The 22,583-nt window shown below is 63.2% G+C and carries 25 protein-coding genes and 2 pseudogenes; 9 read left to right on the forward strand and 18 right to left on the reverse strand.

What is annotated here, in order from left to right; translation table 11 throughout:
- The 4 genes and pseudogenes from ACFDR6_RS33115 to ACFDR6_RS33130 all read left to right on the forward strand — a co-directional run.
- A complete protein-coding gene (locus tag ACFDR6_RS33115; RefSeq protein WP_375860904.1) occupies positions 1-1,962 on the forward strand; it encodes a MacB family efflux pump subunit in 1,962 nt (653 codons plus the stop codon).
- 90 nt (positions 1,963-2,052) lie between these two features.
- On the forward strand, positions 2,053-2,766 hold the full coding sequence (locus ACFDR6_RS33120; protein ID WP_375860905.1) for a response regulator: 714 nt from the start codon (positions 2,053-2,055) through the stop codon (positions 2,764-2,766).
- The gene (locus tag ACFDR6_RS33125) at positions 2,763-4,079 is read left to right on the forward strand and encodes an ATP-binding protein (protein WP_375860906.1); all 1,317 of its coding nucleotides are present in this window, start codon (positions 2,763-2,765) and stop codon (positions 4,077-4,079) included. The genes ACFDR6_RS33120 and ACFDR6_RS33125 overlap by 4 nt, the downstream gene beginning before the upstream one ends.
- A gap of 1,569 nt (positions 4,080-5,648) precedes the next feature.
- Positions 5,649-5,903 (forward strand): annotated as a pseudogene (locus tag ACFDR6_RS33130) (ATP dependent DNA ligase); the annotation flags it as partial.
- A gap of 309 nt (positions 5,904-6,212) precedes the next feature.
- Here ACFDR6_RS33130 and ACFDR6_RS33135 read toward each other — a convergent pair.
- From ACFDR6_RS33135 to ACFDR6_RS33145, 3 genes are all read right to left on the reverse strand, one after another.
- A complete protein-coding gene (locus ACFDR6_RS33135; protein WP_375860907.1) occupies positions 6,213-6,992 on the reverse strand; it encodes a sulfite exporter TauE/SafE family protein in 780 nt (259 codons plus the stop codon).
- Positions 6,993-7,142: 150 nt separating this feature from the next.
- On the reverse strand, positions 7,143-7,469 hold the full coding sequence (locus ACFDR6_RS33140; protein ID WP_375860908.1) for a rhodanese-like domain-containing protein: 327 nt from the start codon (positions 7,467-7,469) through the stop codon (positions 7,143-7,145).
- Between the two features lie 18 nt (positions 7,470-7,487).
- Positions 7,488-7,820: an ArsR/SmtB family transcription factor gene (locus ACFDR6_RS33145; protein WP_375860909.1), complete on the reverse strand. Its 333-nt coding sequence runs from the start codon at positions 7,818-7,820 to the stop codon at positions 7,488-7,490.
- A gap of 95 nt (positions 7,821-7,915) precedes the next feature.
- On the opposite strand from ACFDR6_RS33145, the gene ACFDR6_RS33150 reads away from it, so the two are divergent.
- Complete coding sequence (locus ACFDR6_RS33150) at positions 7,916-8,797, forward strand: MBL fold metallo-hydrolase (RefSeq protein WP_375860910.1); 882 nt, start codon at positions 7,916-7,918, stop codon at positions 8,795-8,797.
- Between the two features lie 269 nt (positions 8,798-9,066).
- Positions 9,067-9,384 carry an ArsR/SmtB family transcription factor gene (locus ACFDR6_RS33155; RefSeq protein WP_239626115.1) on the forward strand — a complete coding sequence of 106 codons (318 nt, stop codon included), beginning with the start codon at positions 9,067-9,069 and terminating at the stop codon, positions 9,382-9,384.
- 40 nt (positions 9,385-9,424) lie between these two features.
- Here the strand turns inward: ACFDR6_RS33155 and ACFDR6_RS33160 are convergent, their stop codons facing one another.
- The 14 genes and pseudogenes from ACFDR6_RS33160 to ACFDR6_RS33225 all read right to left on the reverse strand — a co-directional run bounded on the left by ACFDR6_RS33160 (position 9,425) and on the right by ACFDR6_RS33225 (position 20,209).
- On the reverse strand, positions 9,425-9,976 hold the full coding sequence (locus tag ACFDR6_RS33160) for a YeeE/YedE thiosulfate transporter family protein (RefSeq protein ID WP_239626117.1): 552 nt from the start codon (positions 9,974-9,976) through the stop codon (positions 9,425-9,427).
- An 11-nt stretch (positions 9,977-9,987) separates the two neighbouring features.
- Positions 9,988-10,539, reverse strand: a complete 552-nt coding sequence (locus ACFDR6_RS33165) for a YeeE/YedE thiosulfate transporter family protein (RefSeq protein WP_375860911.1) — start codon at positions 10,537-10,539, stop codon at positions 9,988-9,990.
- Between the two features lie 98 nt (positions 10,540-10,637).
- Positions 10,638-11,741 carry a YeeE/YedE family protein gene (locus tag ACFDR6_RS33170; RefSeq protein WP_375860912.1) on the reverse strand — a complete coding sequence of 368 codons (1,104 nt, stop codon included), beginning with the start codon at positions 11,739-11,741 and terminating at the stop codon, positions 10,638-10,640.
- Positions 11,742-11,848: 107 nt separating this feature from the next.
- Positions 11,849-12,294, reverse strand: a pseudogene (locus tag ACFDR6_RS33175) (DsrE family protein).
- An 8-nt stretch (positions 12,295-12,302) separates the two neighbouring features.
- Entirely contained in the window at positions 12,303-13,208 is a 906-nt protein-coding gene (locus tag ACFDR6_RS33180) for an alpha/beta hydrolase family protein (protein WP_375860913.1), read from the reverse strand.
- A gap of 14 nt (positions 13,209-13,222) precedes the next feature.
- The gene (locus ACFDR6_RS33185; RefSeq protein WP_375860976.1) at positions 13,223-13,627 is read right to left on the reverse strand and encodes a DsrE family protein; all 405 of its coding nucleotides are present in this window, start codon (positions 13,625-13,627) and stop codon (positions 13,223-13,225) included.
- Between the two features lie 56 nt (positions 13,628-13,683).
- Positions 13,684-14,376: a c-type cytochrome gene (locus tag ACFDR6_RS33190; RefSeq protein ID WP_375860914.1), complete on the reverse strand. Its 693-nt coding sequence runs from the start codon at positions 14,374-14,376 to the stop codon at positions 13,684-13,686.
- Entirely contained in the window at positions 14,360-15,631 is a 1,272-nt protein-coding gene (gene soxC / locus ACFDR6_RS33195) for a sulfite dehydrogenase (RefSeq protein ID WP_375860915.1), read from the reverse strand. The genes ACFDR6_RS33190 and soxC overlap by 17 nt, the downstream gene beginning before the upstream one ends.
- Before the next feature lie 5 nt (positions 15,632-15,636).
- Positions 15,637-17,328: a thiosulfohydrolase SoxB gene (gene soxB, locus ACFDR6_RS33200; protein WP_375860916.1), complete on the reverse strand. Its 1,692-nt coding sequence runs from the start codon at positions 17,326-17,328 to the stop codon at positions 15,637-15,639.
- A 27-nt stretch (positions 17,329-17,355) separates the two neighbouring features.
- On the reverse strand, positions 17,356-18,177 hold the full coding sequence (soxA, locus tag ACFDR6_RS33205; RefSeq protein WP_375860917.1) for a sulfur oxidation c-type cytochrome SoxA: 822 nt from the start codon (positions 18,175-18,177) through the stop codon (positions 17,356-17,358).
- A gap of 28 nt (positions 18,178-18,205) precedes the next feature.
- Entirely contained in the window at positions 18,206-18,532 is a 327-nt protein-coding gene (soxZ, locus tag ACFDR6_RS33210) for a thiosulfate oxidation carrier complex protein SoxZ (protein WP_375860918.1), read from the reverse strand.
- An 18-nt stretch (positions 18,533-18,550) separates the two neighbouring features.
- Positions 18,551-19,003, reverse strand: a complete 453-nt coding sequence (gene soxY, locus ACFDR6_RS33215) for a thiosulfate oxidation carrier protein SoxY (protein WP_375860919.1) — start codon at positions 19,001-19,003, stop codon at positions 18,551-18,553.
- 18 nt (positions 19,004-19,021) lie between these two features.
- Positions 19,022-19,465: a sulfur oxidation c-type cytochrome SoxX gene (soxX, locus tag ACFDR6_RS33220; protein WP_375860920.1), complete on the reverse strand. Its 444-nt coding sequence runs from the start codon at positions 19,463-19,465 to the stop codon at positions 19,022-19,024.
- 123 nt (positions 19,466-19,588) lie between these two features.
- Positions 19,589-20,209, reverse strand: a complete 621-nt coding sequence (locus ACFDR6_RS33225; protein WP_375860921.1) for a SoxW family protein — start codon at positions 20,207-20,209, stop codon at positions 19,589-19,591.
- Positions 20,210-20,256: 47 nt separating this feature from the next.
- Here ACFDR6_RS33225 and ACFDR6_RS33230 point away from each other — a divergent pair, with 47 nt between their 5' ends.
- Positions 20,257-20,976: a hypothetical protein gene (locus tag ACFDR6_RS33230; protein WP_375860922.1), complete on the forward strand. Its 720-nt coding sequence runs from the start codon at positions 20,257-20,259 to the stop codon at positions 20,974-20,976.
- Between the two features lie 3 nt (positions 20,977-20,979).
- Here ACFDR6_RS33230 and ACFDR6_RS33235 read toward each other — a convergent pair whose 3' ends face one another.
- Positions 20,980-21,711: a cytochrome c biogenesis CcdA family protein gene (locus tag ACFDR6_RS33235; RefSeq protein ID WP_375860923.1), complete on the reverse strand. Its 732-nt coding sequence runs from the start codon at positions 21,709-21,711 to the stop codon at positions 20,980-20,982.
- Between the two features lie 75 nt (positions 21,712-21,786).
- Between ACFDR6_RS33235 and ACFDR6_RS33240 the strand changes: the two genes are divergently transcribed.
- Both ACFDR6_RS33240 and ACFDR6_RS33245 read left to right on the forward strand, forming a co-directional pair.
- Positions 21,787-22,158, forward strand: a complete 372-nt coding sequence (locus ACFDR6_RS33240) for a thioredoxin (protein WP_375860924.1) — start codon at positions 21,787-21,789, stop codon at positions 22,156-22,158.
- Between the two features lie 36 nt (positions 22,159-22,194).
- A complete protein-coding gene (locus ACFDR6_RS33245) occupies positions 22,195-22,545 on the forward strand; it encodes an ArsR/SmtB family transcription factor (protein WP_092183595.1) in 351 nt (116 codons plus the stop codon).
- Positions 22,546-22,583 lie beyond the last annotated feature (38 nt).

Below are 22,583 nucleotides of genomic sequence, written 5' to 3' on the forward strand. Positions count from 1 at the left end.
ATGGCCGACCCCATCATTGCGCTCGAGAACGTCCGGCGGGAGTTCATGGCCGGCGACAGCAGCGTGGTCGCGCTCGACGATCTCTCGCTGGACATCCAGCCCGGCGAGATGGTGGCGATCATCGGCTCGTCGGGCTCCGGCAAATCGACGCTGCTCAACATCCTCGGCTGCCTCGACCGCCCGACCTCCGGCACCTATCGCGTCGCCGGCAAGACCGTCTCGGAGCTCGACGCGGACGCGCTGGCAGCGCTGCGCCGCGAGCATTTCGGCTTCATCTTCCAGCGCTATCATCTGCTCGGCGACCTCTCGGCCGCCGAGAACGTCGAGATCCCCGCCATCTATGCCGGGATGAAGGCCAGGGAGCGCCGCGCGCGCGCCGAAAAGCTGCTGGCGAGGTTGGGCGTGAACGACCGCCGCGGCCATCGCCCGAACCAGCTGTCGGGCGGCCAGCAGCAGCGCGTCTCGATCGCACGCGCGCTGATCAACGGCGCGGAGGTCATCCTGGCAGACGAGCCGACCGGCGCGCTCGACCGCCGCAGCGGCGAGGAGGTCCTCAAGATTCTGAAGGAGCTGCACCGCGAGGGGCGGACGATCATCATCGTCACCCATGATGCCGACGTCGCGGCAAGGGCGGAGCGCATCATCGAACTGCGGGACGGCAGGATCGCAGCCGACCGCCGAACCGAAACCGCAGATATTTCCGAACCGTCGCCACCGGCCTCCCGGAGTTCGTGGGAGAGCGGTCATGGCTGGCCGGGTGCATTGCGGCGCCTGCGGGAAGCCTCGCGGATGGCGCTGGTGGCGATGGCCGCACACCGGCTGCGCGCGTTCCTGACCATGCTCGGAATCATCATCGGCATCGCCGCGGTGTCGTCCGTGGTCGCGCTCGGCAACGCCTCCCAGCGCAAGGTGCTGTCCGACATTTCGAGCCTCGGCACCAATACGATCGAGGTGTTTCCGGGAAAGGACTTCGGCGATGCGCGCGCCGGCAAGATCAAGACGCTCGTCCTCGGCGATGCCCGCGCGCTCGGTCAGCAGAGTTTCATTGCCGGGGTCACGCCGACGGTCTCGACCAGCACGACGATCCGCTACCGCGGCAACGAATCGAACGTGCTGGTCAACGGCGTCGGCGAGAGCTACTTCCTGGTCAAGGGCGCCAAGCTCGCGAAAGGACGCCTGTTCGACGCCGATGCGGTTCGCAACATCGAGCGGCAGGTCGTCATCGACGACAACACCCGCAAGACCTTCTTCGCCGACGACCAGACCGCAGGGATCGGTCGCGTCATCTGGCTCGGCAAGGTGCCCTGTCGCATCGTCGGCGTCATTGCCCAGCAGCAGGGCGGGTTCGGCTCGAACCAGAACCTCTCGGTCTATCTTCCCTACACCACCGTGCAGGCGCAGTTCACGGGCGACCGCTCGCTGCGCAGCATCCTGCTCCGGATCAGCGACGAGATCTCGACCGCGCTGGCACAGGATGCGGTCACCACGCTGCTGACGCAGCGGCACAACACCAGGGACTTCGTCATCCTCAACACCGACGACATCCGCCGCACCATCACCAGCACGACGCAGACGCTGGCCTTCCTCGTGGCCGCGATCGCGGTGATCTCGCTGGTCGTCGGCGGCATCGGCGTGATGAACATCATGCTGGTGTCGGTCTCGGAGCGGATCGGCGAGATCGGCGTGCGCATGGCGGTGGGCGCAAGGCGCAGCGACATTCTCCAGCAGTTCCTGGTGGAGGCGACGCTGATCTCGTCGATCGGCGGCATCGCCGGCATTCTGATCGCGCTCCTGCTCGGCACGGCGATCAATTTCGCGATCCCGGGGTTTCAGGTCACCTATTCGATGTTCTCGATCGGGGCGGCGTTCCTGACCTCGACCGGTATCGGGGTCGCCTTCGGCTTCTTCCCCGCCCGCCGCGCCGCTTTCCTCGACCCCGTAGTGGCTTTGAGCCGTGACTAATTCTAGGATTGCAATATGACCGTAGTTCTTCGGACGAGACAATCGTCCGCAAATCGACCAACGATCGGGACACCCGATGCGATATCAGTCATGACCAACGGCACGCAGAACATCCTGATCGTCGAAGACGACCGGCAGACCCGCGACCTCATCTCGCGCTATCTGCGCGAGCATTCGTTTTCGGCGGGCGCGGTCACCAATGGCAAGGAGATGGACCGCTACCTCTCGCAGAACAAGGTCGATCTGATCGTGCTCGACCTGATGCTGCCGGGAGAGGACGGCCTCAGCCTGTGTCGCCGCGTGCGCATGGAATCCATGACGCCGATCATCATCCTCACGGCGAAGGGCGAGGACCTCGACCGGATCCTCGGCCTCGAGATGGGTGCCGACGATTATCTGCCGAAACCGTTCAACCCGCGCGAGCTGGTTGCCAGGATCAACGCCGTGCTGCGCCGGCAATCGAGCGAGCGTACGACCAGCTCCACGGCGACGCGGCTCAAATTCCAGGAGTGGACGATCGATCTTCGCCTGCGGGAGCTACGCGACCCCGAGGGCGCTCAGGTGCCGCTGACCAGCGCCGAGTTCGATCTGCTGCAGGCTTTCTGCGAACGGGCCGGCCGCATCCTGACCCGTGACAATCTCCTGAGCATAACGCGCGGCCGTCCCGGCGGCAGCTTTGGCCGCAGCATCGACGTGCTGGTCAGCCGGCTGCGCCGCAAGCTCGACCGCACGGAAGAGACGTCTATCATCAAGACCGTCCGCACCGGCGGCTACGTCTTCACGCCGGTGGTGGAGGAAGTATGAGCCGCACCGCCGGCATCCTGGCGCTGTTCAGCTTCAGGCGGATCAGCGGCCAGATCGCGGCCCTGGTACTGGTCTCGCTGGTCCTGATCCACGTCTTGATTGCCGGGTATTTCCTGCTCAGCCGTCCGAAGCTCTTGACCGATGCGCCGGTCGAGCAGTTCGAGCTGATCGCCCAGATCATCGGCAATACGCCCAAGGCCGAGCGCGCGGTCGTCCTCGATAGCATCAGCCGGACCTTTCCAGCGCTCAAGCTGCAATTGCGGGAAAGTGTTTCCACGTCCGCGACGCCGCTGCCGGCGCGGACGCCCATGTCCATCCCGTCAGCGCTTGGCGGTCGGGCCGAGTTCATTCCCGGCACCGGCGCGCAGCAGGACCGGGTGTGGTTCTATCTGGCGGGCGACGACGTGCTCGAGGCAACGATCGGATCGTCCAAGATGCCGGCCTTCGTCAGCGGCCTCTGGACCTCCACGCTGCTGTTCCTGGTGGCGAGCGTCACGCTGCTCGGCATATGGGCCGGCCGCGCCCTGTCCTCGCCTCTGTTGGCCTTCGCGCGCGCGGCGGAGAATTTCAGCCTGAACCGGTCCTCGCCGCCGTTGCCGGAAAACGGGCCGGAGGAGATCAAGTCCGCAGCCAGGGCGCTGAACCGGATGCGCGAGCGCATCACGGCGCTGATGAACGAGCGAAACCGCATGCTCGCCGCCATCAGCCATGACCTGCGCACGCCGATCACGCGATTGCGGCTGCGCTCGGAATATATCGAGGACGCGGCCCAGCGCATACAGACCGTACGCGATCTCGATCAGATGCAGTCGATGCTGGAGTCGGTACTCTCCTTGTTGCGCAGTGAAAGCGCTGCCAGACCGACACTGGTCGACGTTGCCGCGCTGCTCCAGATGGTTTGCGACCAGTTTTCCGATAGCGGCCACGCGGTGCATTATCTCGGTCCGGACAGAGCCGCATTCATCGTCCGGCCGGACGAGATCATTCGCGCGGTCACAAACCTGGTCGAAAACGCCACGCGCTTCGGAACCGAAGTCCGCGTCGAGCTCTTGATCGCCGGAGACCAGATTATCATCGACGTCGTCGACGACGGCCCTGGAATACCCAATGAGAAGAAGGCGGCGATGCTGGAACCCTTCGTGCGAGGAGAAGAAGCCCGCACCATGGACGAAACGGCGGGATTTGGCCTCGGCCTCGCGATCACGCAGGCGATCGTGACCGCGCATGGAGGAACGCTGCTGCTGCTCGACAACGAACCGAGGGGTCTTCGCGTCCGCCTGCTGCTTTCCAATGCCGGCCGTAGCCACGACTGAAGCTGCCGATCCGGCGTTGTCCTGGAAGCAAGAGCGCGGTGAGGTTCCCTGCTGCTCTGGTTGTCCTCGAACGCCACGTTGTACGCGATCTGACGGCGACTTCTAAGAGCTGCCAGCAGGTCAAAATACAGGTCGATACTGACATTGGCCAATATCCTAAGCGTCCCCCTCCGACCCGCACGGATTGCGTTACGATTGAAGAGACCATCTTATTGGCACGAGTGCGCGAGTCGTAACCTGTCAGACAGCGATTGAGCTTCGGGAAAACGTTTTCTCGGTCAGCTCTGCCTGCTTCCGACCCGGCCGAAGTCGCGCGCGCGCATTCGCAGGCGCTACTCGGCACCGAGCATGAAGCCGGACAGCCTGAAGCCCTAAATAATAGTCGAGCACACATGGCAGTAGCATCGGCAATTCCAAGTCTTTGATCGACAGCGCCTGCCGCAGGATGTTTCGCGACTGAGGTCGTTGCTCAGCGCACGGCTAAACGCCTCGCATGCACGAATAAAGGAACTCAAGCTTCGGCTTCAACTGGATAAGGTCCCACCCGAACTCGTGGTCAACGAGGACAATGGTGAGCCTTACGACGAGACTACCTATCGCCATTGGGTGTCGACCGCCAACGTCGACAAGCTGTTCGCCCCTTCCTCTCGATGAGGAGAATAAGGCGCAGCGCGCTCGAGCGGTCGATCAGCGCAAGCGCGCATTAGCGGAATGGCTGGATGCGCAGACCGCTCGCGACAGCAATGGCCATGAGACAGCATGGCGTCTAAGCCTTGCCCGGCCCTGATGTTCGTCAACGGCGCCGGGCATTCATACCGAAGCGCGCAGACTATCGTGAAGCACTACCGCGCCCGCGATGCGGCTCGTGCCGATTCCGGTATCGACAGGCTTGAATTGCAGGTGCGGAAGGAAGGCATGAGGAGCTGAACGCAGACCAGTAGGTCTCATTTTGCTGCGCGTTTCAGCGGTGGATGAGCTTCGGCCCTAATTATCCGGCTCGTCGCACGGCGTGCGACGTACGACCATCAAAAGCGTCGCACGAGACCCAGTTTGTTCTGTCGCGGAATTTAAAAAAGCCCTTGCGGGCCAATCGCTTAAGGGTGGTGGGCGCACCAGGGCTCGAACCTGGGACCCGCTGATTAAGAGACACGCTGCCGCCGTTGATTTCTCAGGAGAAATTTTCCAACTGAATCAAAATCCGATCATTGGAGATCAATGCCTTACAAAAGGAAATCCAACCACAAGAGGCGTGGTGGTTGGCAGATCGAGACAGTCGAAACGTCGGGGGTTCAAGTCACTGGTCCGCTACATCGCGAGACCCACTATTGCGGAGGCCCTGTTCTCCTATCGGCGGGCAGCTTAACTCGTGGCACGGCGCCTTGATAGTCCGCCACGAGCCGCCGTTCGTACGCGATCTGTCGCTGCCCTAAATGTCGCGGATATCCAACCTGCTGAAGCGTGGCAAAGCCAAGATCGCAGCACTAAGAGGACGCCCGAGCATAGCAGCCCGGTCTGGGCGCGGCAGTCGAATCGTCTTGCACTGCGCGAAGGATGCATTCCGCGAAATGAGATGGCATCTACCTCGGCCGGGGCGACGACCAAGTCTACGCGGGAAAGCTCGATCACGGCTTCGACAAGGTCTCCGCAGCCAACCTCCAAAAGCGGCTGAAGCCGTTGATCCGGAACACGCAGCCCTACTCGAAGCGGATCTCTCACAAGGCATTTGGGTCGAGCTGAAGCTGCTCGCCGAGTTCGAGTATCGGGCAAAGTCGGTGGAGGGCAAAGTGCGGTACGATTTTCAAGGGACTGCGCGTGGACCATTGACAGCGCGTGGGAGAGCCGTTGGCGGACGAACTATCGGCGAGAACGGGCGTCTAATGTTGTCCGCGCTCGCTGCAAGGTCAGTTCGATTTGAGGCAACAGACGTGGCAGATCGACAGCGCGTCAGCGCTGCCGGTAGGACAACTCGAACCCGAAATGATCCAGAACCTCGACAAGGAACTTGGCTGGCACACTCTGCGGGCAGCAGATCTCGGGAGCCAATGCTTGGAAGAACGAAACAGCTCAGCAGTTATCTCTCGGACAGATGGCTCTGAGAAAGAGCTCGGGCAAGCCTCGTCACATCAGGCCAAGTCACATCAGGCCAAGGCTGCGGACCAGCATGTAGACCGCGACTGCAAATATGAGCGCCGCAAAGACCGCATTCAGCGCGCCCTTGCGGCCGGCAAGGGAGGTTGCGGAGCGGGCGCCGAGAAGCCCGCCGAGAACGCCGCCGACGATGAACAACCCGGCGAGAGACCAATCCACAAGACCGGACACGGTGTAGTTCGCCGCAGTTGTCAGCCCGAGCGCGGTGACCGCCAGGAGGGAGGAACCTACCGCATACAATATGGGCATGCCGGTGGCGGCGATCAGGGCGGGGACGATCAGGAAGCCGCCGCCGATCCCGAAGAAACCGGACAAGGCTCCCGTGGCGAGGCCAAAGGCAACAAGCTTCGGCAGATTCTCCCGGCTCAGCCTTACCGATGGCTCGCCCTCGCCGGAGTTTCCTCTCAGCATCAGCGCGCCCACTACCAGCATGACCAGCGCGAAAAGGGCGAGCAGCTTCTGGCCATCCATGATCTTGCCGAGAGTGGAGCCGAGAAAGGCCCCAGCCACACCGGCGGCCGCGAACACGGAGGCGCAGCGCCACTTCAAGTTTCCGGCACGGACATGGTTGGCCAGGTTGGCAGCCGCGTTCGCCGCGACGGCGATGGCGCTCGTCCCAATCGCGACGTGCGGGTCGGTCACTCCGACCAGATAGATTAGGAGCGGGACGGCCAGAATAGAGCCACCGCCGCCGACCAGCCCCAGCGAGAAGCCGACCAACGAACCGGAGGCGATGCCGAGCGCGCCTTGGGTCAGCGACAGCATTGTGAACTCCTCAATTCGCCGTCATGCAACTCCTGACGGCACTTGGCAGCCCCCGCAATTTCCAGGGCACTCACATCGAGACGGCCACAGGCCGGCACCGCTGCGGCGATCAGTGGGCACCGATCTGCATTTGGCGTTGAGGCCGTAGGCTCAATGGCGCTCGTTCTCAACCGGCAGACCCGCTTTGCGCCAAGCGTCGAGCCCGCCCTCCACGATGAAGGCTTCGCAGCTTCCGTTCAGTTTAGACGCGAGCCGCGCTGCGTTGATCTGCGTGCGGGCGCCGCTCTTGCAGTGGAAAATGACCTGCTTGCCCTGATGCGCCGCAAGATCCGCCTCGTCGAGCTTCGGCAAGGGCAGGTTTCGAGCGCCCACGATCCTTTCGCGGGCGTGCTCGTCCGGTTCGCGGATGTCGATGAGAATAGCGCCTTTCGCGAGGAGACTACGAGCTTGAGCGGGATTGATAGTGGGTAGCGACATTATCGGCTCCTATGTTGCTCATCTGCTCTTCGTTCTGACGGGCGCGCAGAACAGCTTGTAGAGCGTTGCGAAGAGTTGTTCGATGCGCGGATCGGCAATGCAATACCAGAGCGTCTGGCTCTCCCTCCGGAACGCGACGAGACCCTCGTCGCGCATTTTCGCAAGGTGCTGGGACAGGGCCGATTGTGACAGGTCCACGGCTTGAGCCAGGGAACTGACGTTGTCCTCGCCGCATTCAACCAACCTGCACAGGATCATCAATCGGCGCTCATTCGCGAGCGCCCGCAAGATGGCGGCGACCTCGACGGCCTGCTTCTCGAAGGTTTCCGGATCAAACGTTGGAGATGCCATCGGGCCTTCCTCTTGTATTTTAGACATTGCTTATTTAGTTTATGCTAATATATCCGTCAAGACCAACCGGACGATGACATCAGGAGGTTCCAGACATGTCACGACCCATCATCCGATCATTCTTCGACGAGCCGACCAATACGGTAAGCTACCTGGTCGGTGATCCCGCAACGAGAAAGGCCGCTATCATCGACCCGGTGTTCGACTACGACCACAGTTCGGGCGAAGTGGATACGCGATCTGTCGGGGCGATGCTGAAAGCTGCTGAAGATGCCGGCTATACCGTCGAACGGGTGCTGGAAACGCACGCACATGCGGACCATCTCTCGGGCGCGCCGTTCATCAAGGCGAGGACCGGCGCGAAGATCGGCATTGGAGAGCACATCACGGACGTCCAGCGCATCTTTCGACCGATCTTCAACGCCACCGACTTGAAAACCGACGGCAGCGATTTCGATCATTTGTTCCGCGACGGCGAGCGCTTCAAGATCGGAGAACTCGACGTCGAGGTTCTCTACACGCCGGGGCATACGCCGGCGGACATCTCCTACAAGATCGAGGATGCCGTATTCGTCGGCGACACTCTGTTCATGCCGGACTACGGCACCGCGCGCGCCGATTTCCCCGGCGGCGATGCTCACAAGCTCTACCGTTCGATCAAGCGGCTGCTGGCGCTGCCACCGGAGACGCGGCTGTTCATGTGTCACGACTACAAGGCCCCAGGCCGTGATACGTTCGCGTGGGAGACCACGGTACGCGAGCAACGCGAGAACAACGTTCACGTCAGGGACGGCGTTCCGGAAGACGAATTCGTGGCTTTGCGGCAGGCGCGAGACACCAAGCTTTCGGCGCCTAGGCTGCTGCCTTCCATTCAGGTCAATATCCGCGCCGGCAAATTCCCGCCGGCCGAAGCCAACGGGGTGCGCAACCTCGCGATCCCCGTGAAGCTGAAAGGTGGCGCGCAGACCTGCGTATAGGCCCGAGACAATCGCGTGTCATGCCGCGGCACCGGCCCCTGATCGTACATCGAGCGTCAGCTCCGATCTGGTGCCGCTGCTAGTTTGCGATTCGATTTGGTGAGCTGCGCTCCGACCTGGGATTGTCGTCCTGAAATCACTCGTTGATCAGGGCGACGCACAAGGGCACACCAGCTGTGGCGGTCTCGCTGCGTCGCCACGCTCTCGCAAACATTGCTCGTGCGAGCGTGTTTGACTGCTGCAATACAGATGCTATTGAAACCGCTGTCATGCCCCACTTGAACACGACCGAACTGGAGCGACAGGCCAAGGAAGTGGCTGCGCTCATGCGCATGTTCGCGAACGAGCACCGCCTGCTCATCCTCTGCAGGCTGGTGGAGTATGGCGAGGTTGCCGCCAGTGCTCTCGCCGACGACGTCGGCCTTTCCGCCTCGGCACTGTCCCAACATCTCGCCAAGCTGAAGGCAGAGGGCGTCGTCGCTGCCCGACGCGACGGCCAAACGATGTGGTATCGCATCGCGGACCGCCGGGTCGAAGAGCTGTTTTCAACCCTGCACCGGCTCTTCTGTCGTCCTCGGAAACGATGAGCTTGTCTCAGCGCACCTCGGCGCGGACAGTAGGACTCGCTCAACCCTTCTTCTGCCTGGCTTCCGTGGATTCGATCCACCAGAAGAACAACCCCGCACCGACTGCCAGTGCGGCGAACCAGACGACGTCGGGGATGCCCGTCACGTCCGGGAGGCGAACCTTGCCCAGCGCCCCGACGTTGAGCACGTTCGCCTTGAGCCAATCGAAGCTCAGAGCGTAGAGGATGGCGCCGGCGACCATACCGAGCGCCCCGACCAGAGCATGGACACTGCCGGTCGCAATGGCGCCAAGCGCCGTTCCAGGACAGTAGCCGTAGACCACCATGCCGACGCCGAACAGTGCGGCGCCGAGCGCGACCGCCAGCATGTTGGCATCCTTCACGTAGTATTTCGTGTTGCCGGTGTCGACGAGCAGCAGCACGCCGATGCCGCCGACCACGATCGCCGTGCCCATCACCTTCAGCACGGTGAAGTCGCGCAAGCGAAATTGATTCTCGATCACGTTGCAGCTGGTCACCTTGCCTCGCTGAAGGAGGAAGCCGAAAGCTGCACCCATCAGTACCGGCCCAAGGATCGTCATCATTGCGGTCATCTCAATTCTCCTCACCGCGTACGGAACATGAGGGCGGAGACGGCGAGTCCGGTGGCGAACATGACCGCCAGGAACAGCCAGCTCGAGACCGCGAGCTGCAACCCGCCGGAGATGCCGTGCCCGCTGGTGCATCCGCCGGCAAGCCGAGCGCCGTACATGATCACGATGCCACCGAGGAACGCGGCGACGAAACGCTTCGCAACTGACGGGCCGAACCGCTCCTTCCAGACGTCAGGCACGAGCTCGAGGCGCCATGTGCCCGACATCACCGCCGAGAGGAACGCGCCAAGCGGTATGCCGATGAGGAACCAGACGCCGTAGTCCCACTTCAGCGGCATGCTCTTCCAATAGGAATTCTGCGCCACGGCCTCCGGCCCGACCACCGGGACGGCGAACAGCGAGGCGACGCGCGAATAGGCGGTGGTGACGCCGAGCGGATCGCCGAACACCGCAAAAGCGATCCAGCTCAACAGCCCGATTCCGGCGCCGACGAGATAAGGCGACCAGTCGATCCGCGCGGTGCGCGGCGCTTCGCGAACATAGCTTTCCGTGATCGTGGTCATGTGCCTTTCCCCGGGGCAGCGGCGCACTACCGCGTTCCTGCGGCTCGATCGGCGCGCATCGACGAAAATCATATTCAAGGAATTTTATTTAGCAATCTCTAAAATAAAGAATCAGGCGCCGAGGTCGGCGAGTTTGCCGCCTGACGCGGTCGCGGTATGCCGGCGCGGTCGACGAAATGATCGGTCAGCCCTGCCCCGAGCCACATGCCAGCAAGCACGAGCCAAGCCGTGAGCGCAAATACCGACGCACCGGTCACTCCGGCGCCGACCGCGCAGCCGCCCGCGAGCATCGCGCCGAACCCCATCAACACCGCGCCGAATAGATAGCGTCTCATGCCAAGCCCATCCGAGAATCCCTCCAACTTCAGCTCACCCGCGCGCGCCGCTGCGGCGAATGAGCCGAGGAATACGCCGGGCATAATGCCGAGGTCGAAGCCGAGCCGCAGCTGCGAACTGTTCAGCACCAGCATCAGCAACTCGGCCGAAGGCCCGCTGAAGGTGAGGCTCTTCAGCGTCACGGGCGCGAATGAAGCCTGCGAGAGCCGATAGGTGAAGAGCCAGCCGGCAACGACTGCCGCTCCCGTGGCAAGCGCGGAGAGGATGAGACCGCGTGGCAGGTTGCTGCGAAAAGCGAAAGCCAATCCGGCAATCAACCACAATCCCCCAAATGCGAGCTTCTCGGGAGTACCGGCACCGAACACGGCCATGATGTCGCGTGATGGTCCGCCATCCACCAACCACAGGTTGGTCACCCATTCGCGAGCGGGCGACAACAGACCACGATAAGCGGCCTGGGCGGTCACTGCAAACACCAGCCCCGACAGCAGGGCTCTCAGATTGCCATTGGCGGAGAGCACGAGCAGTCGGCTGGCGCAGCCGCGCGCCAAGATCATCCCGCAGCCAAACATCACGCCGCCGGCGAGCGCGCCGGAGATGCTGCCCTGCTGAGCGAGCTGGCGCGCCTCGGATACGTCGAGCCAGCCGATTGCGACCAGGGCCTGTGTGCCGACCAGCGCCGCGGCAAACGTTAGCAGCCAGACGGCAAGGCGCGGTCCGCCCTCCCCACGGGAGAATTCCACCGCCGCGGCGCGCAGGCAGAAGCGGCTGCGCTGGGCGAAGAACCCGAACAGGCTCCCGACCAGGAGCCCGCCGAGCCATGACAGCCGGTCTTCACCCAAGAGATCGATGATCGGCGTCAGCACGTCCGCCTCGGCTGTTCCTGCGAGCTAGCAGTTCTAGCGATCTCGTCGTCGCGTCCCATGAGCCAGATCAAAGCTCCGACGCCGCAGGATGCCGGATCAGCGCGGCCTCAGGGACGCAGATAGGCATATCCCTGCTGCTGCAGCTCGGCGAGCCGCACCACGCCGCCCTTCTCGGCCACCACGAAGCCCGGCGTGAGGTCGTCCAGCTTGACGCCCTGCGCCTTCATTGTGTTGGCGCAGGCGTCAAAGCCGACGCCGGCATCGACAAGCTTCGACATCATCGCAACGGTGTGGTCCTGGGCCGCGAGCGCGTGAAAGGCACGCAGCGCCGGCCCATGCACGACCAGCCTGATGTTGGCCTTGCCGGGGTCCGCCAACGTCGTCGACATGGTTCTGAAGATTGCCCAGGGACGAAGACGACACGATCGGCATCGGCGAGATGATAGACGGCACGCTGTCGCGCGGGCGCTTCCGTCGCAGCGGACGCCTGGCGTACCGCGAAAGCACTAAATAAATCGGCAAGGCTCGCGCGAAGCATGGATCGACGCTGCATGGCCCCTCCTATCGTGTCTGCTTGACGAACTCGGCGATTCGGTCGGCGACGTCTTCTGCGAACAGGTCGCGGAAGAAATGATCGGCATCCTCGATGCTGTCGAGCTGAACCCTGCCCCCGCTCGAACCGGCAAGCGACGCGAAGGAAGCTGCCACGTCGGGCACAATGGTATCCTTGGTCGCGGCGAGTACCAGCACCGGCGGCTTCATACGCGCCACGAGCGCGGCCGTGTCCTGGCCGGCATCGGGACCGTAGAAGGACATCAGGGCCCGCGCGGTGACCACGGCATTGCGACAATAGATGAAGCCCGGCACGTCCATCCACTCACTGCCGCGGCCCGCCGCGATTGTCTTCGTCGCCAGTTCCAGAGACGGCTCGAGCGGCTTGCCATAGGTCTGCACGTAGGCGGCGCGCAAGTCGGCCTCGGCCTTCGCGGTCACCGGCGCCAGCAGCACCGCACCCGCCACCGGAGAGGTTTCGCTTGCTGCGAGATACCGCGCGACCTGGTTGGCGCCGCGCGAATGGCCGAACGCGATCACGAGCCGGGACATGCCCCTCGCCCGCGCGACCCAGGCGCCGATCTCTGTAACTGCATCCTCGATGACATAATCATGCCGCGCGCCGCAGTCATACATGCCCTTGCGGCGATCGAGCCCCAGCGACAGCGTATGGGCGATCGAAACGATGCCACGCTGCTCCAGCGCCTTGGCAACGCCCTGAATAACTTCCATGTCCTTGTGCGCGAGCGTGCCGTGAGTCATCACAACGAGCGGCGTATCGGGACCCACCGAGCTTGGGGTACGCAAGGTCGCGAGCGTCGTGCGGCCGTCGACCGACAGTTCGAGCTCCTGCTCGGCAGCACCTGCGGGCCCCGCGAGCGCGAGCAAGACTGCCAGTCCCATCAACCATCGCATCGGCGGTTCACTCCCTAGGGCCGGACAATCGTCCAGTTCTTCTCCGCAAGATCCATCAACGCGGCAACCCCGACCTGCGTGACGCTAACGCCCTCGATCAGCGGCGGTCGATTCTCCTCCTTCGCCGCCAGCGTCTCCAGCGTGTTCCCGCAGGCGATGAAACTCACATTGGGCATCGATTTCAGGAAGTTCAGCAGGCGCTCCTTCACCGGCGAGCGGTCCTCGAGCAGCATGTCGAGGCCGCCATTGAAGGCAACCACCACGATCTCGACATCCTCGCCCTGCCCGGAATAATGCCGCGAGACGTTGGCCGCAACATCGAGGACGGCGCGCATCTTGCTCGGGTCGTCGTCGCTGATCTGCAGCGCGAGCCTGTGCGGCTCGGCGGCCCGGGACGATGCGGAGGGACTTGTCACGATGAGGGCGGCAGCGATCAGACCGCGAAAGAGTTCGCGACGGCTCGCCCGGCCGCTTCTCACTCCACGCCCCGTGACTTCCCGTCCTTGTTGTCCTCGGGCGTGACGTCGATCGCAACGGCACGCGCAGTGATCTTCACCGGCGCGATGCAATTCTTCATGCAAGGATCCTTCTGCCAGAACGATTTCTCGCTCGCGGCACGATCGTCCATCACGAAGCCCTGCTCGTTCGGCATCTTGATCGTGGCGAGATTCTTGTTGCTCAGCTCGAAATTTTGGTCGGTGACGACATCGTTCAGGTAGAGGACATAGGCGACCAGCGCATAATATTCGTCGACCGACTGCGACTGGGCATTGCCATAGGGCATGGCGTGACGGACGTAGTCGAACACCGTAGACGCGTAGGGCCAGTACGAGCCCACCGTCTTGACCGGATTGTCCGAGGTCAGCGAGCCCTTGCCGCCGGCGAGCACCGGCCAACGACCGTTACCCTCGCCGAACTCGCCGTGGCAGGTCGAGCAATTGTCCATGAACAGCTTTTCGCCCTGGGCAACCGTGCCCTTTCCCTCCGGCAGGCCCTGGCCGTCGGGCCGCACATCGATATCCCAGCCGCGGATCTCGTTCGCGGTTGGCGCGCGGCCGATGTGATAGCGGGGAGCACTCTTGGCGTCCGGCTTCTGCTCCGCAAGCGCCTGAGCGCTCAGCGCGCAAGTCATCAGTGCGGCTGCAATGAACCTAGGCGACTTCGACATTCTCGACCTCACCGTTGGCCTGCACATGCCAGGTCTGGATGCCATTGTTATGATAGATGGAATTCACGCCACGAATCTTGCGCAGCTCGGCCTTGCTCGGCTGCACGTATCCGGTCTCGTCCTGGACTCGCGACTGCAGCAGCAGCGGCTCACCGTTCCAGTCGAACTCGTAGTAGAAGCGCGTCAGCGCCTTGTCGAGAACGGGCCCGTCGAGCCGCGCGGGCCACCAGTTGCGGCCGCCATCGAGCGAAACATCGACGCGCTTGACCTTGCCGTTGCCGCTCCAGGCAAGCCCGGAGACGATGGTGAAGCCCTTGCCGTGCCTGATCGGTGCCTGCGGGCTCGGGCTCGTGATCACCGACTTGGCGTCCATCGACCAGGTGAAGCGGCGCGCCTTGCCGCTCGGCAGGAGATCCGTGTATTTCGACGTCTCCTCGCGGGTATGCCAAGGCTGGTCACCGAGCTTGATGCGACGCAGCCACTTCACCCAGAGATTACCCTGCCAGCCCGGCACCACGAGCCGCATCGGATAGCCCTGTTCGGGATAGAGCGCCTCGCCGTTCATCTTGTAGGCGATGATGCAGTCGTCGAGCGCCTTCTCGATCGGCAGGCTTCGATTCATCGCGGCCGCATCGGCCCCCTCGACCAGCAGCCACTTGCCGTTGGCCTTGACGCCGGCCTCTTCCAGCAGGGTGCGCAGCGAGACGCCGGTATACTGCACACAGTGGATCATGCCGTGGGTGAACTGGCAGCCATTGAGCTGGGCGCCGCGCCATTCCATCCCTGAGTTCGCCGCGCATTCCATAAAGTGGATGCGGTTGACGCGCGGATAGCGCTTCAGCTCGTCCAGCGTGAGAATGAGCGGACGTTCGACCAGCCCATGAATCATCAGCCGATGATCGGCCGGATCGATCTCGGCGATGCCGCCGTGATGCCGCTCGAAACAGAGGCCGTTCGGGGTGATGATGCCTTCGAGTTCGTGCAGCGGCGTGAAGCTCACCGAGGACTCGCGCGAGGCGGTCAGCCATTCGACGTCGCGCCGGATGACGTCCTTCTCGAACTTCGATGGCTTGCCGTACGGACGCACGGCGACGCCTTCGCCGAGCGACTTGGTCCATTCCGGCACATTTGGAGGCTGGTTCGCCGGATTGCCGCCGCCGGCCAAGGCGGGCTTTGCGAGCACCGATGCCGCAACGCCCGCGCCAGCGGCCAGGAAACTGCGTCGGGATTGCCGGGGACTGTCCATCTTCGACATCGCTTCTACGCTCCGGTCACTTTGACGGCTCTGTTGGGTTCGAGGCGAACGGTCTTTTGTCGGGTCAGATAATTGCCCACGACGTCCCAGATCGGCGGCCCTTCGGTTCCTTCATTGACGCTGGCCCAGCCAGCCACCTGATACTCCCTGGCGGGATCGATCGGCGCGCCGGTCTTGACCATCTGCATGTCCGAGATGCGGCTGCCTTGCGGCTTCGTGACATCGATCGCGTAAGAGAGCCCGCCGATGCGCACCATGTCGCCGCCCTGCTGATAATAGGGATCGACGTTGAAGAGATTGTCGGCGACGTCCTCGATGATCTCCTTCAACCGCGAGCCCGTCATACCCATGCGGTACACCGCCGGATAGGTAATCGCGGTCGCGTTGGTGACATCCTCGAAGGTGACGTCCTGCCCCGGCAGCACACTCGTGCCCCAGCGGAAGCCGGGCGAGAGCGCGATCTCGGCGTCGCGCTCCTGCATGAGCGCCTGGCAGATCAGGTCATCGAACGTGCCGTTGAAATTGCCGCGTCGATAGAGCAGCGAATCCGTCTTGCCGAGCACCTTGGCGAGGTCGGATGCGAAGGGCCTGCGCACCTCGGCGATCTTCGCGGCCATCTCGGCGTCCGCCGTGATCACATCGGAGAACAACGGAATCAGCTTGTAGCGGAACGCCTTGACCTCGCCGTCACGGACATCGAGGTCGAGCCGCGACACGAACTTGCCGGACGAGCCCGACGCAATCAGCAGGGTCTTGCCGACCTTCACTGCCTCGGGCAGCGCATCATGGGTGTGTCCGGTCAGGATGACGTCAATGCCCTTGACGCGGCTCGCAAGCTTGCGGTCGACGTCGAAGCCGTTGTGCGAAAGCAGCACGACGAGCTGAGCGCCACCCTTGCGCGCCTTGTCGACCTGTGCCTGGACGTCCTCCTCGCGCACGCCGAACGACCAGGTCGGGATCATCCAGCGCGGATTGGCGACCGGCGTATAGGGGAAAGCCTGACCGAGCACCGCGATCTTGACGCCGCCACGCTCGATCACGGTCGAGGCGTCAAAGGCCGCCTCGTTCCATTCGGTGTCACGGATATTGAGCCCGAGGAACGGGAAGCCGAGGCCTTCGATCGCCTGCTTGACGCGCTCGGTGCCGTAAGTGAACTCCCAATGCCCAGTCATGGCGTCGGGCTTGAGCAGCGCCATGCAGTCGACCATGTCCTGGCCGCGCGTCTTCAGCGAGGACCACGATCCTTGCCAGGTGTCGCCACCGTCGAGCAACGCAACCTTGTCGCCGCGCTCGGCGCGAATGGCCTTGATCACGGTAGCGGCGCGGTCGAGACCACCGATCCGGCCATAGGTCTTGGCCAGCGCCTCGAAATCGTCCGACGTCAGGGCGTAGGCCGCCGACGAGCCCGACGCGATGCCGAAGCGGCTGAGAAATTCCTTGCCAGTGACGTGCGGCGGCAGCCCCTTTGCGTCTCCCACGCCGAGATTGGTCGAAGGTTCTCGGAAGTAGAGCGGCATGAGCTGACCGTGAATGTCGGTGACATGCACCAGCGTGACGTTGCCGAGCGAGTCGAACGCCAGCAACTCCTTCTCGGTCAGGCGCTGCTGGGCGACCGCCCGGGTCAGGCCGCAGCCCATACCGGTCGAAAGTGCAGCCGTTGCCGCAGCAACCTGGACGAACTCGCGGCGAGAGATCACGCGCAATGCTCCTGTATACTTATCGTTTCAATTGCGCACCGACGGCGTCTCGATCGGCAGCCCGATGCCGCGCCAGGCCACGTAGAGCTCGAGCGCAAGGAAGTCGTCCGACAGCGGCTTGAACGGCTCGGCACGCACGTCGAACATGCAGCCTTCGAACCGCTCATGCAGCGGCACCACACGCTGGTCGCGCAGCCGATACGTCGGGAAGCCGTTGGTCTGGCCCTGGCTCAGGAAGTCCGCACGCATGAACTTGCCATTGTTACGCTCGTGGCACGAGGCGCAGGCGAGATCGAGCTGTCCATAGCGCGTGTAGTAGGTCTTCTTGCCACGCTCGAACCACGGCGACATCGGTCCGTCGGTCTTCACCTTCACCGGCATGCCGTGCGATTGGTATCGCACGAACGTGGTCATGTCGGTCAGCTCCCTGGATTTGAATTTCCAGGGCTCCGCCTTCATGTGCTCGGTGCGGCAGATATTGATGCGCTGCTCGAGATTGACCGGCTTCTTCAGCTTGTCGTCCCATTTCGGCATCGCCGCGCCGACGCCTTTCATGCTCGTCGCGGCCTCCCCATGGCAGCTCATGCAGGACTTGCCTTCGCTACCCTCGACCTTCTTCCAGGCATCCGCCGCGCGCTCCACGGCGAGAAACCCCGGATTTTCGAGATCGTCGTCCTGCAGCGCGCGCGTCTCCTTGCTGCGGAACTGGTAGCCGGAGATAATGGTCTCGAAGACGTGTCCGGGAGGTGCGGGAATGCCCTTGCGCTCGGCCTCCTCCGCGGAGACACACGTCGCCACCGATGCGGCCGCGGCGATCGCGACAGCGAGTCCAAAGTATCGCGACAGCATCCGCCCTCTCCCTTGAAGCCCCAAGGCACTACGCCTTGAGCGCGATCTTCTCTTCGGCCGTAGTCACCGAGCCGTCGTCATCGGTCCAGGCGAACTTGAACGTCCCTGCCTCGTCCACCCTCGCACTGAACTGGATGTAGGGGTTGGCCGAGATCGCGGGTTCCAGCGCGCAGCTGAAGACCGGCTTGCCGTTGAACTCGCAGGTGAACTTGTTGATGATCTTGCGTGGAATCGGCTTGCCCTGCGCATCTTTGCGCTGGCCCGATTCCATGACGTGCGAGACCAGGGTTTTGATCTGGATGATTTCGCCCTTGGCCGCTTCCTTGGGAAGCTTGAGGCGCGGTTTCTCCGCCATCGTCCGTCTCCTTTAGCTTTAGCCGCCGCAGCCGCCGATCGTGACCTTGACGGTCTTCTGCTCCGTGAACAGCGAGCCGTCGCTCATTCTCGCGATCGCAACCACGTTCTGGGTGGCTGCGAGACGGATGCGGACCGATGCTTCCGCCCTGCCCGAGAGCGGCGTGAACGTCAGCGTTGCGACGCCCGCATTCGGATTGCCGTCGGCGAGAATCATGACATCCTTGACGTAGGATTCCGCCGTCATCGGGCTCTCGACCGTGAGCGACAGCGGCACGGTATTGCCATTCTCCGCGATCTCCGGCAGGTCGAGCGCGATCTTGCCTTTGGCCGGCTGCTTGCCGCCAGTGAACTTCTCGATCCACTTCGCGGCGTCATTGCTCACTTCAGCATCGGCCGCCATCGGCATCAGGGTCAGCATGACGAAGCCGCCCCCGAGCGCAAATGCCTGCCGTCGATTGATGGCTTTCATTTCTGGTCCTCCTCGCCGTCAGTTCAGCGTCTTGAGAAAAGCGACGACGTCCTCGACCTGCGCGGCCGTAAGGATCGTCTTGCCTACGAACTCCGGGCGCACCCGGCTGAGACCGTCGTTCTTGAAGAACGCCGGCATGACCGTATCGGTAAAGATGCGCTTGGGGTCGGCGACGATGAGGCGAAGCTGTGCCTCGCTGTAGCGGCCTGCGACGCCGTCGAGCGAAGGGCCGAACTCGCCGTGAAATTCCTGGGACTTCAGGCTGGTAACCTGGTGGCAGGCCAGGCAATTGCCGAGCGTGCGTGTCAGGAACACCTTCTTGCCGGCATCGGGATTGCCCGGTGTACCGGTCAACGATTTTGGCAGGGCGTCATCGACAACGTCGAGCTTGATCGGCTCCTGCGCAAAGGCGCTTCCGGCCGAAAGACATAGTGCAAACGCAGCTACGAGCGAGCGCCGCATGTTCCCTACCCTTATGACGGGGTGACGCCGTCTTTGATTGCGATGGACTCACAATCCATCAAATTCATTTATTATGATATGTTCATATAAAAGGCGGCGTCAAGCGAAATTCACGGGGCGCTCTCAACCGTTTGCGGCGAGAAAATCCCGGAACGAACCGCGCTCATAGGCCCGCTCCCGCACGAAACGAAACATCGAAAGCAAATGCGGCGGCTTGAGATAGCCGGGCGCCCGCGCCACTTCCCGCGCCATCACCTCTTTCGCTTCGATGCCGTCGGAGGACGGCGGAAAGAACTGGAAGGTCGGAGTGAACCTGATCCCGTATTTCTGCGCGAGCTCCTTCTCGGACAATTCCCGGCGATCGAAGTCCGTAACCTTGCGGGAGCCGATCAGATTGAGCTGCAAGACTTCGAAATTGTCGCGGACGTATCTGGTAATATCGGCGTCCGCGAAGTTCACTAAATGCGTCTCGCGGCAGTAGGGACAGCCGCGCAGCTCCCACATGATGGCGAGGCGCCTGCCGCTGGCGGCGGCGCTGTCGAGATCCTCACGCAGATCGAGAAAACTCTGCAGAAACCAGGGTTCATGATAGAGCCCGTCTTCCCCGAGCGACGGCTCTGCTGCGGCCACGCCGCGACCGGCGGCAAGGGCGGCGCCGGACGCCAAGGCGAGGAAGCCGCGCCGCGTGGGTGCGCGAAGCGAGATCAGGGATTCGTGCTCTGGGAGATCCTGCGCGTCGGTCATTTTCGCTATGATATTCGAATATACGAATGTGACAAGGATTTCCGATCGTGCGCCGCATCATCGTCCTGCTGGCATGGCTGGCTTCGAACGCGTTCGCCCTAGGCGCGGACGCCGCAAAACCCGCGGATTTCGCATCGGCGATGGCGCCGATTATGGCCAACCTGCGCACCGCTGCGAGCTATGCCCGCACCGGTAACATCGCGCTGGCCCAGATGGAGACCGGCGAGGCAGTGGCCGCATGGAAGCGGCTCGAGCCGAACGCATCCATCCCCCTGCCCGTCTATGCGCCGGCCGTGCTATCGGACTTTCTCGATCGCGGTCGCGAACGCCTCACGGCAGCAACGCGTGCGCTGGACAGTGGAGACGCCGTCGCTGCCGGCCGCGAGCTGCTTGCGCTTCGTCAGTCACTTCATGAGCTCAGGCTTCGTGCGGGCCTCTACGATCTCGGCGACTGCGTCTTCGAGATCGCGCCGGCGATGGAGAAGCTGCGTGTCGCGGCCACGCGGTACGGCGAGCAACCCGCACCGGCGAACGCCGAGGACACCGTTGCCGTCGCGGGTGCATTTCGCGATCGCCTGCAGCGCTGCAACGAGTGGGCGAGCGCGGAGATCGCCAAGACAAGCGAGTTCCGCCGCCTGATCGACGGCGCGATCGCGAGCAGCGGCGCGATTGCGCACGCGGCAATGGCCGGCGACGGGCCGCTCGTGCATCGTTACCTGATCGAGCTGCAGTCCTACGCTCAGTTGCTCGATTTCCGCTTCGGTTGAGACTTAGCCGATGCTGGTCAGGGCGGGGAATCGCTCCAGCAGCCACTCCGAGACCGCCGGCATCAGCCCGGTCAGGAACATCAGGCCGGTCACGACTAGGAAGACACCCATCGCTTTCTCGACCAGGCCGAGATGCCGGCGGGCACGGCCAAGCGCGACAATGAACTTGCTGGTGAAGGCAGCCGCGATCAGGAACGGAATGCCGGTCCCAACCGAATAGGCGAGCAGCAGCAGCGCCCCCCGTCCCGTCGTCTCCTCCGAGCCTGCCATCAGCAGGACGGCAGCGAGGATGGGGCCGGCGCAGGGTGTCCAGCCGAACGCGAACGCCACCCCCATGGCGAAGGCTCCCGCCACGCCGGCTGGCCGGTTGCCGACCTGCAAGGTCGCGCTGCGATATAGCAGAGGAACCTTAAACATCCCGAGAAAATGCAGGCCCATCACGATGATCAGGCCGCCGGCGATGATGCCGAGCGTCGACAGATGCGCCGAGATGAAGCGTCCGGCGAGCGATGCGGTCGAGCCGAGCGCGACGAAGACCAGCGAAAAGCCCGCCACGAAGGCCAGTGCGGAGACCAGGACGCGTGGCCGCATATCCGGCCTGTCGCCGGACAGATCCGTCACCGAGACGCCGGCCATGTAGCACAGGAAGGGCGGCACCAGGGGCAGGATACATGGCGACAGAAACGATAACAGCCCTGCGACAAAGGCAGCTCCCAGCGTGACGTCCAAGGTCATGGCGCCTCATCCCTAGCACATATACGAATTTAATGATATAACGCGCCCAGGAAGTCCAGAGGTCCGTTGCCTGAAATGAACCGAATCATCGCCTCGCTCGCAGTTGCTATCGCGCTCGCGCTGCCCGCGACGGGATTGCGCGCGGCCGAGCTCATCATGTTCGAGCGTCCCGGCTGCGTGTGGTGCGCGCGCTTCAATGCCGAGATCGCGCCAATCTATGCCAAGACCGAGGAAAGCCAGTCCGCGCCGCTGCGCCGGGTCGACCTGAACAGCCCCCTGCCCGCCGATCTGGCCGGAATCGATCCTGGCGTCTTCACGCCGACCTTCGTCGTGGTAAAAGAAGGCCGTGAGATCGGGCGCATTCGCGGCTATCCGGGGGATGCCTTCTTCTTCGGCCTCCTGGACCGGATCCTGTCCAGTACAGTACCGGAGCCAGCCAAGTCGTGACCGCTCATTGGATTTTTCTCAGGGGACTTTGACGTAATGCCGTTGCCAAAGCTGAAGGAGATCGAGGGCTCCGCCGAGCTCGAGCAGATGATCGAGAAGGCGCGCGAGGCGAGCGACATGCTGAAGGCGCTGTCGCACGAGTCCCGTTTGCTGCTGCTTTGCATCCTCGCTGAGGGCGAGAAGTCCGTGACTGAGCTCGAACAGTTCCTCGGCGAGCGGCAGTCGACCGTTTCCCAGCAGCTCGCTCGGCTGAGACTCGATCGGCTGGTGACGACCCGCCGCGACGGCAAGGCGATCTATTACAGCCTCGCCAACGAGGACGTCCGCAAGATTCTCACCGCCGTCTATGACGTGTTCTGCGAGCCGGTACGCCGGCGCCGACGGTAATTTTCCGCGCTGGATTTTCGCAACCCTCCGGCGCAAAC

This window comes from Bradyrhizobium tunisiense (assembly GCF_042263385.1).
Lineage (GTDB): Bacteria > Pseudomonadota > Alphaproteobacteria > Rhizobiales > Xanthobacteraceae > Bradyrhizobium > Bradyrhizobium tunisiense.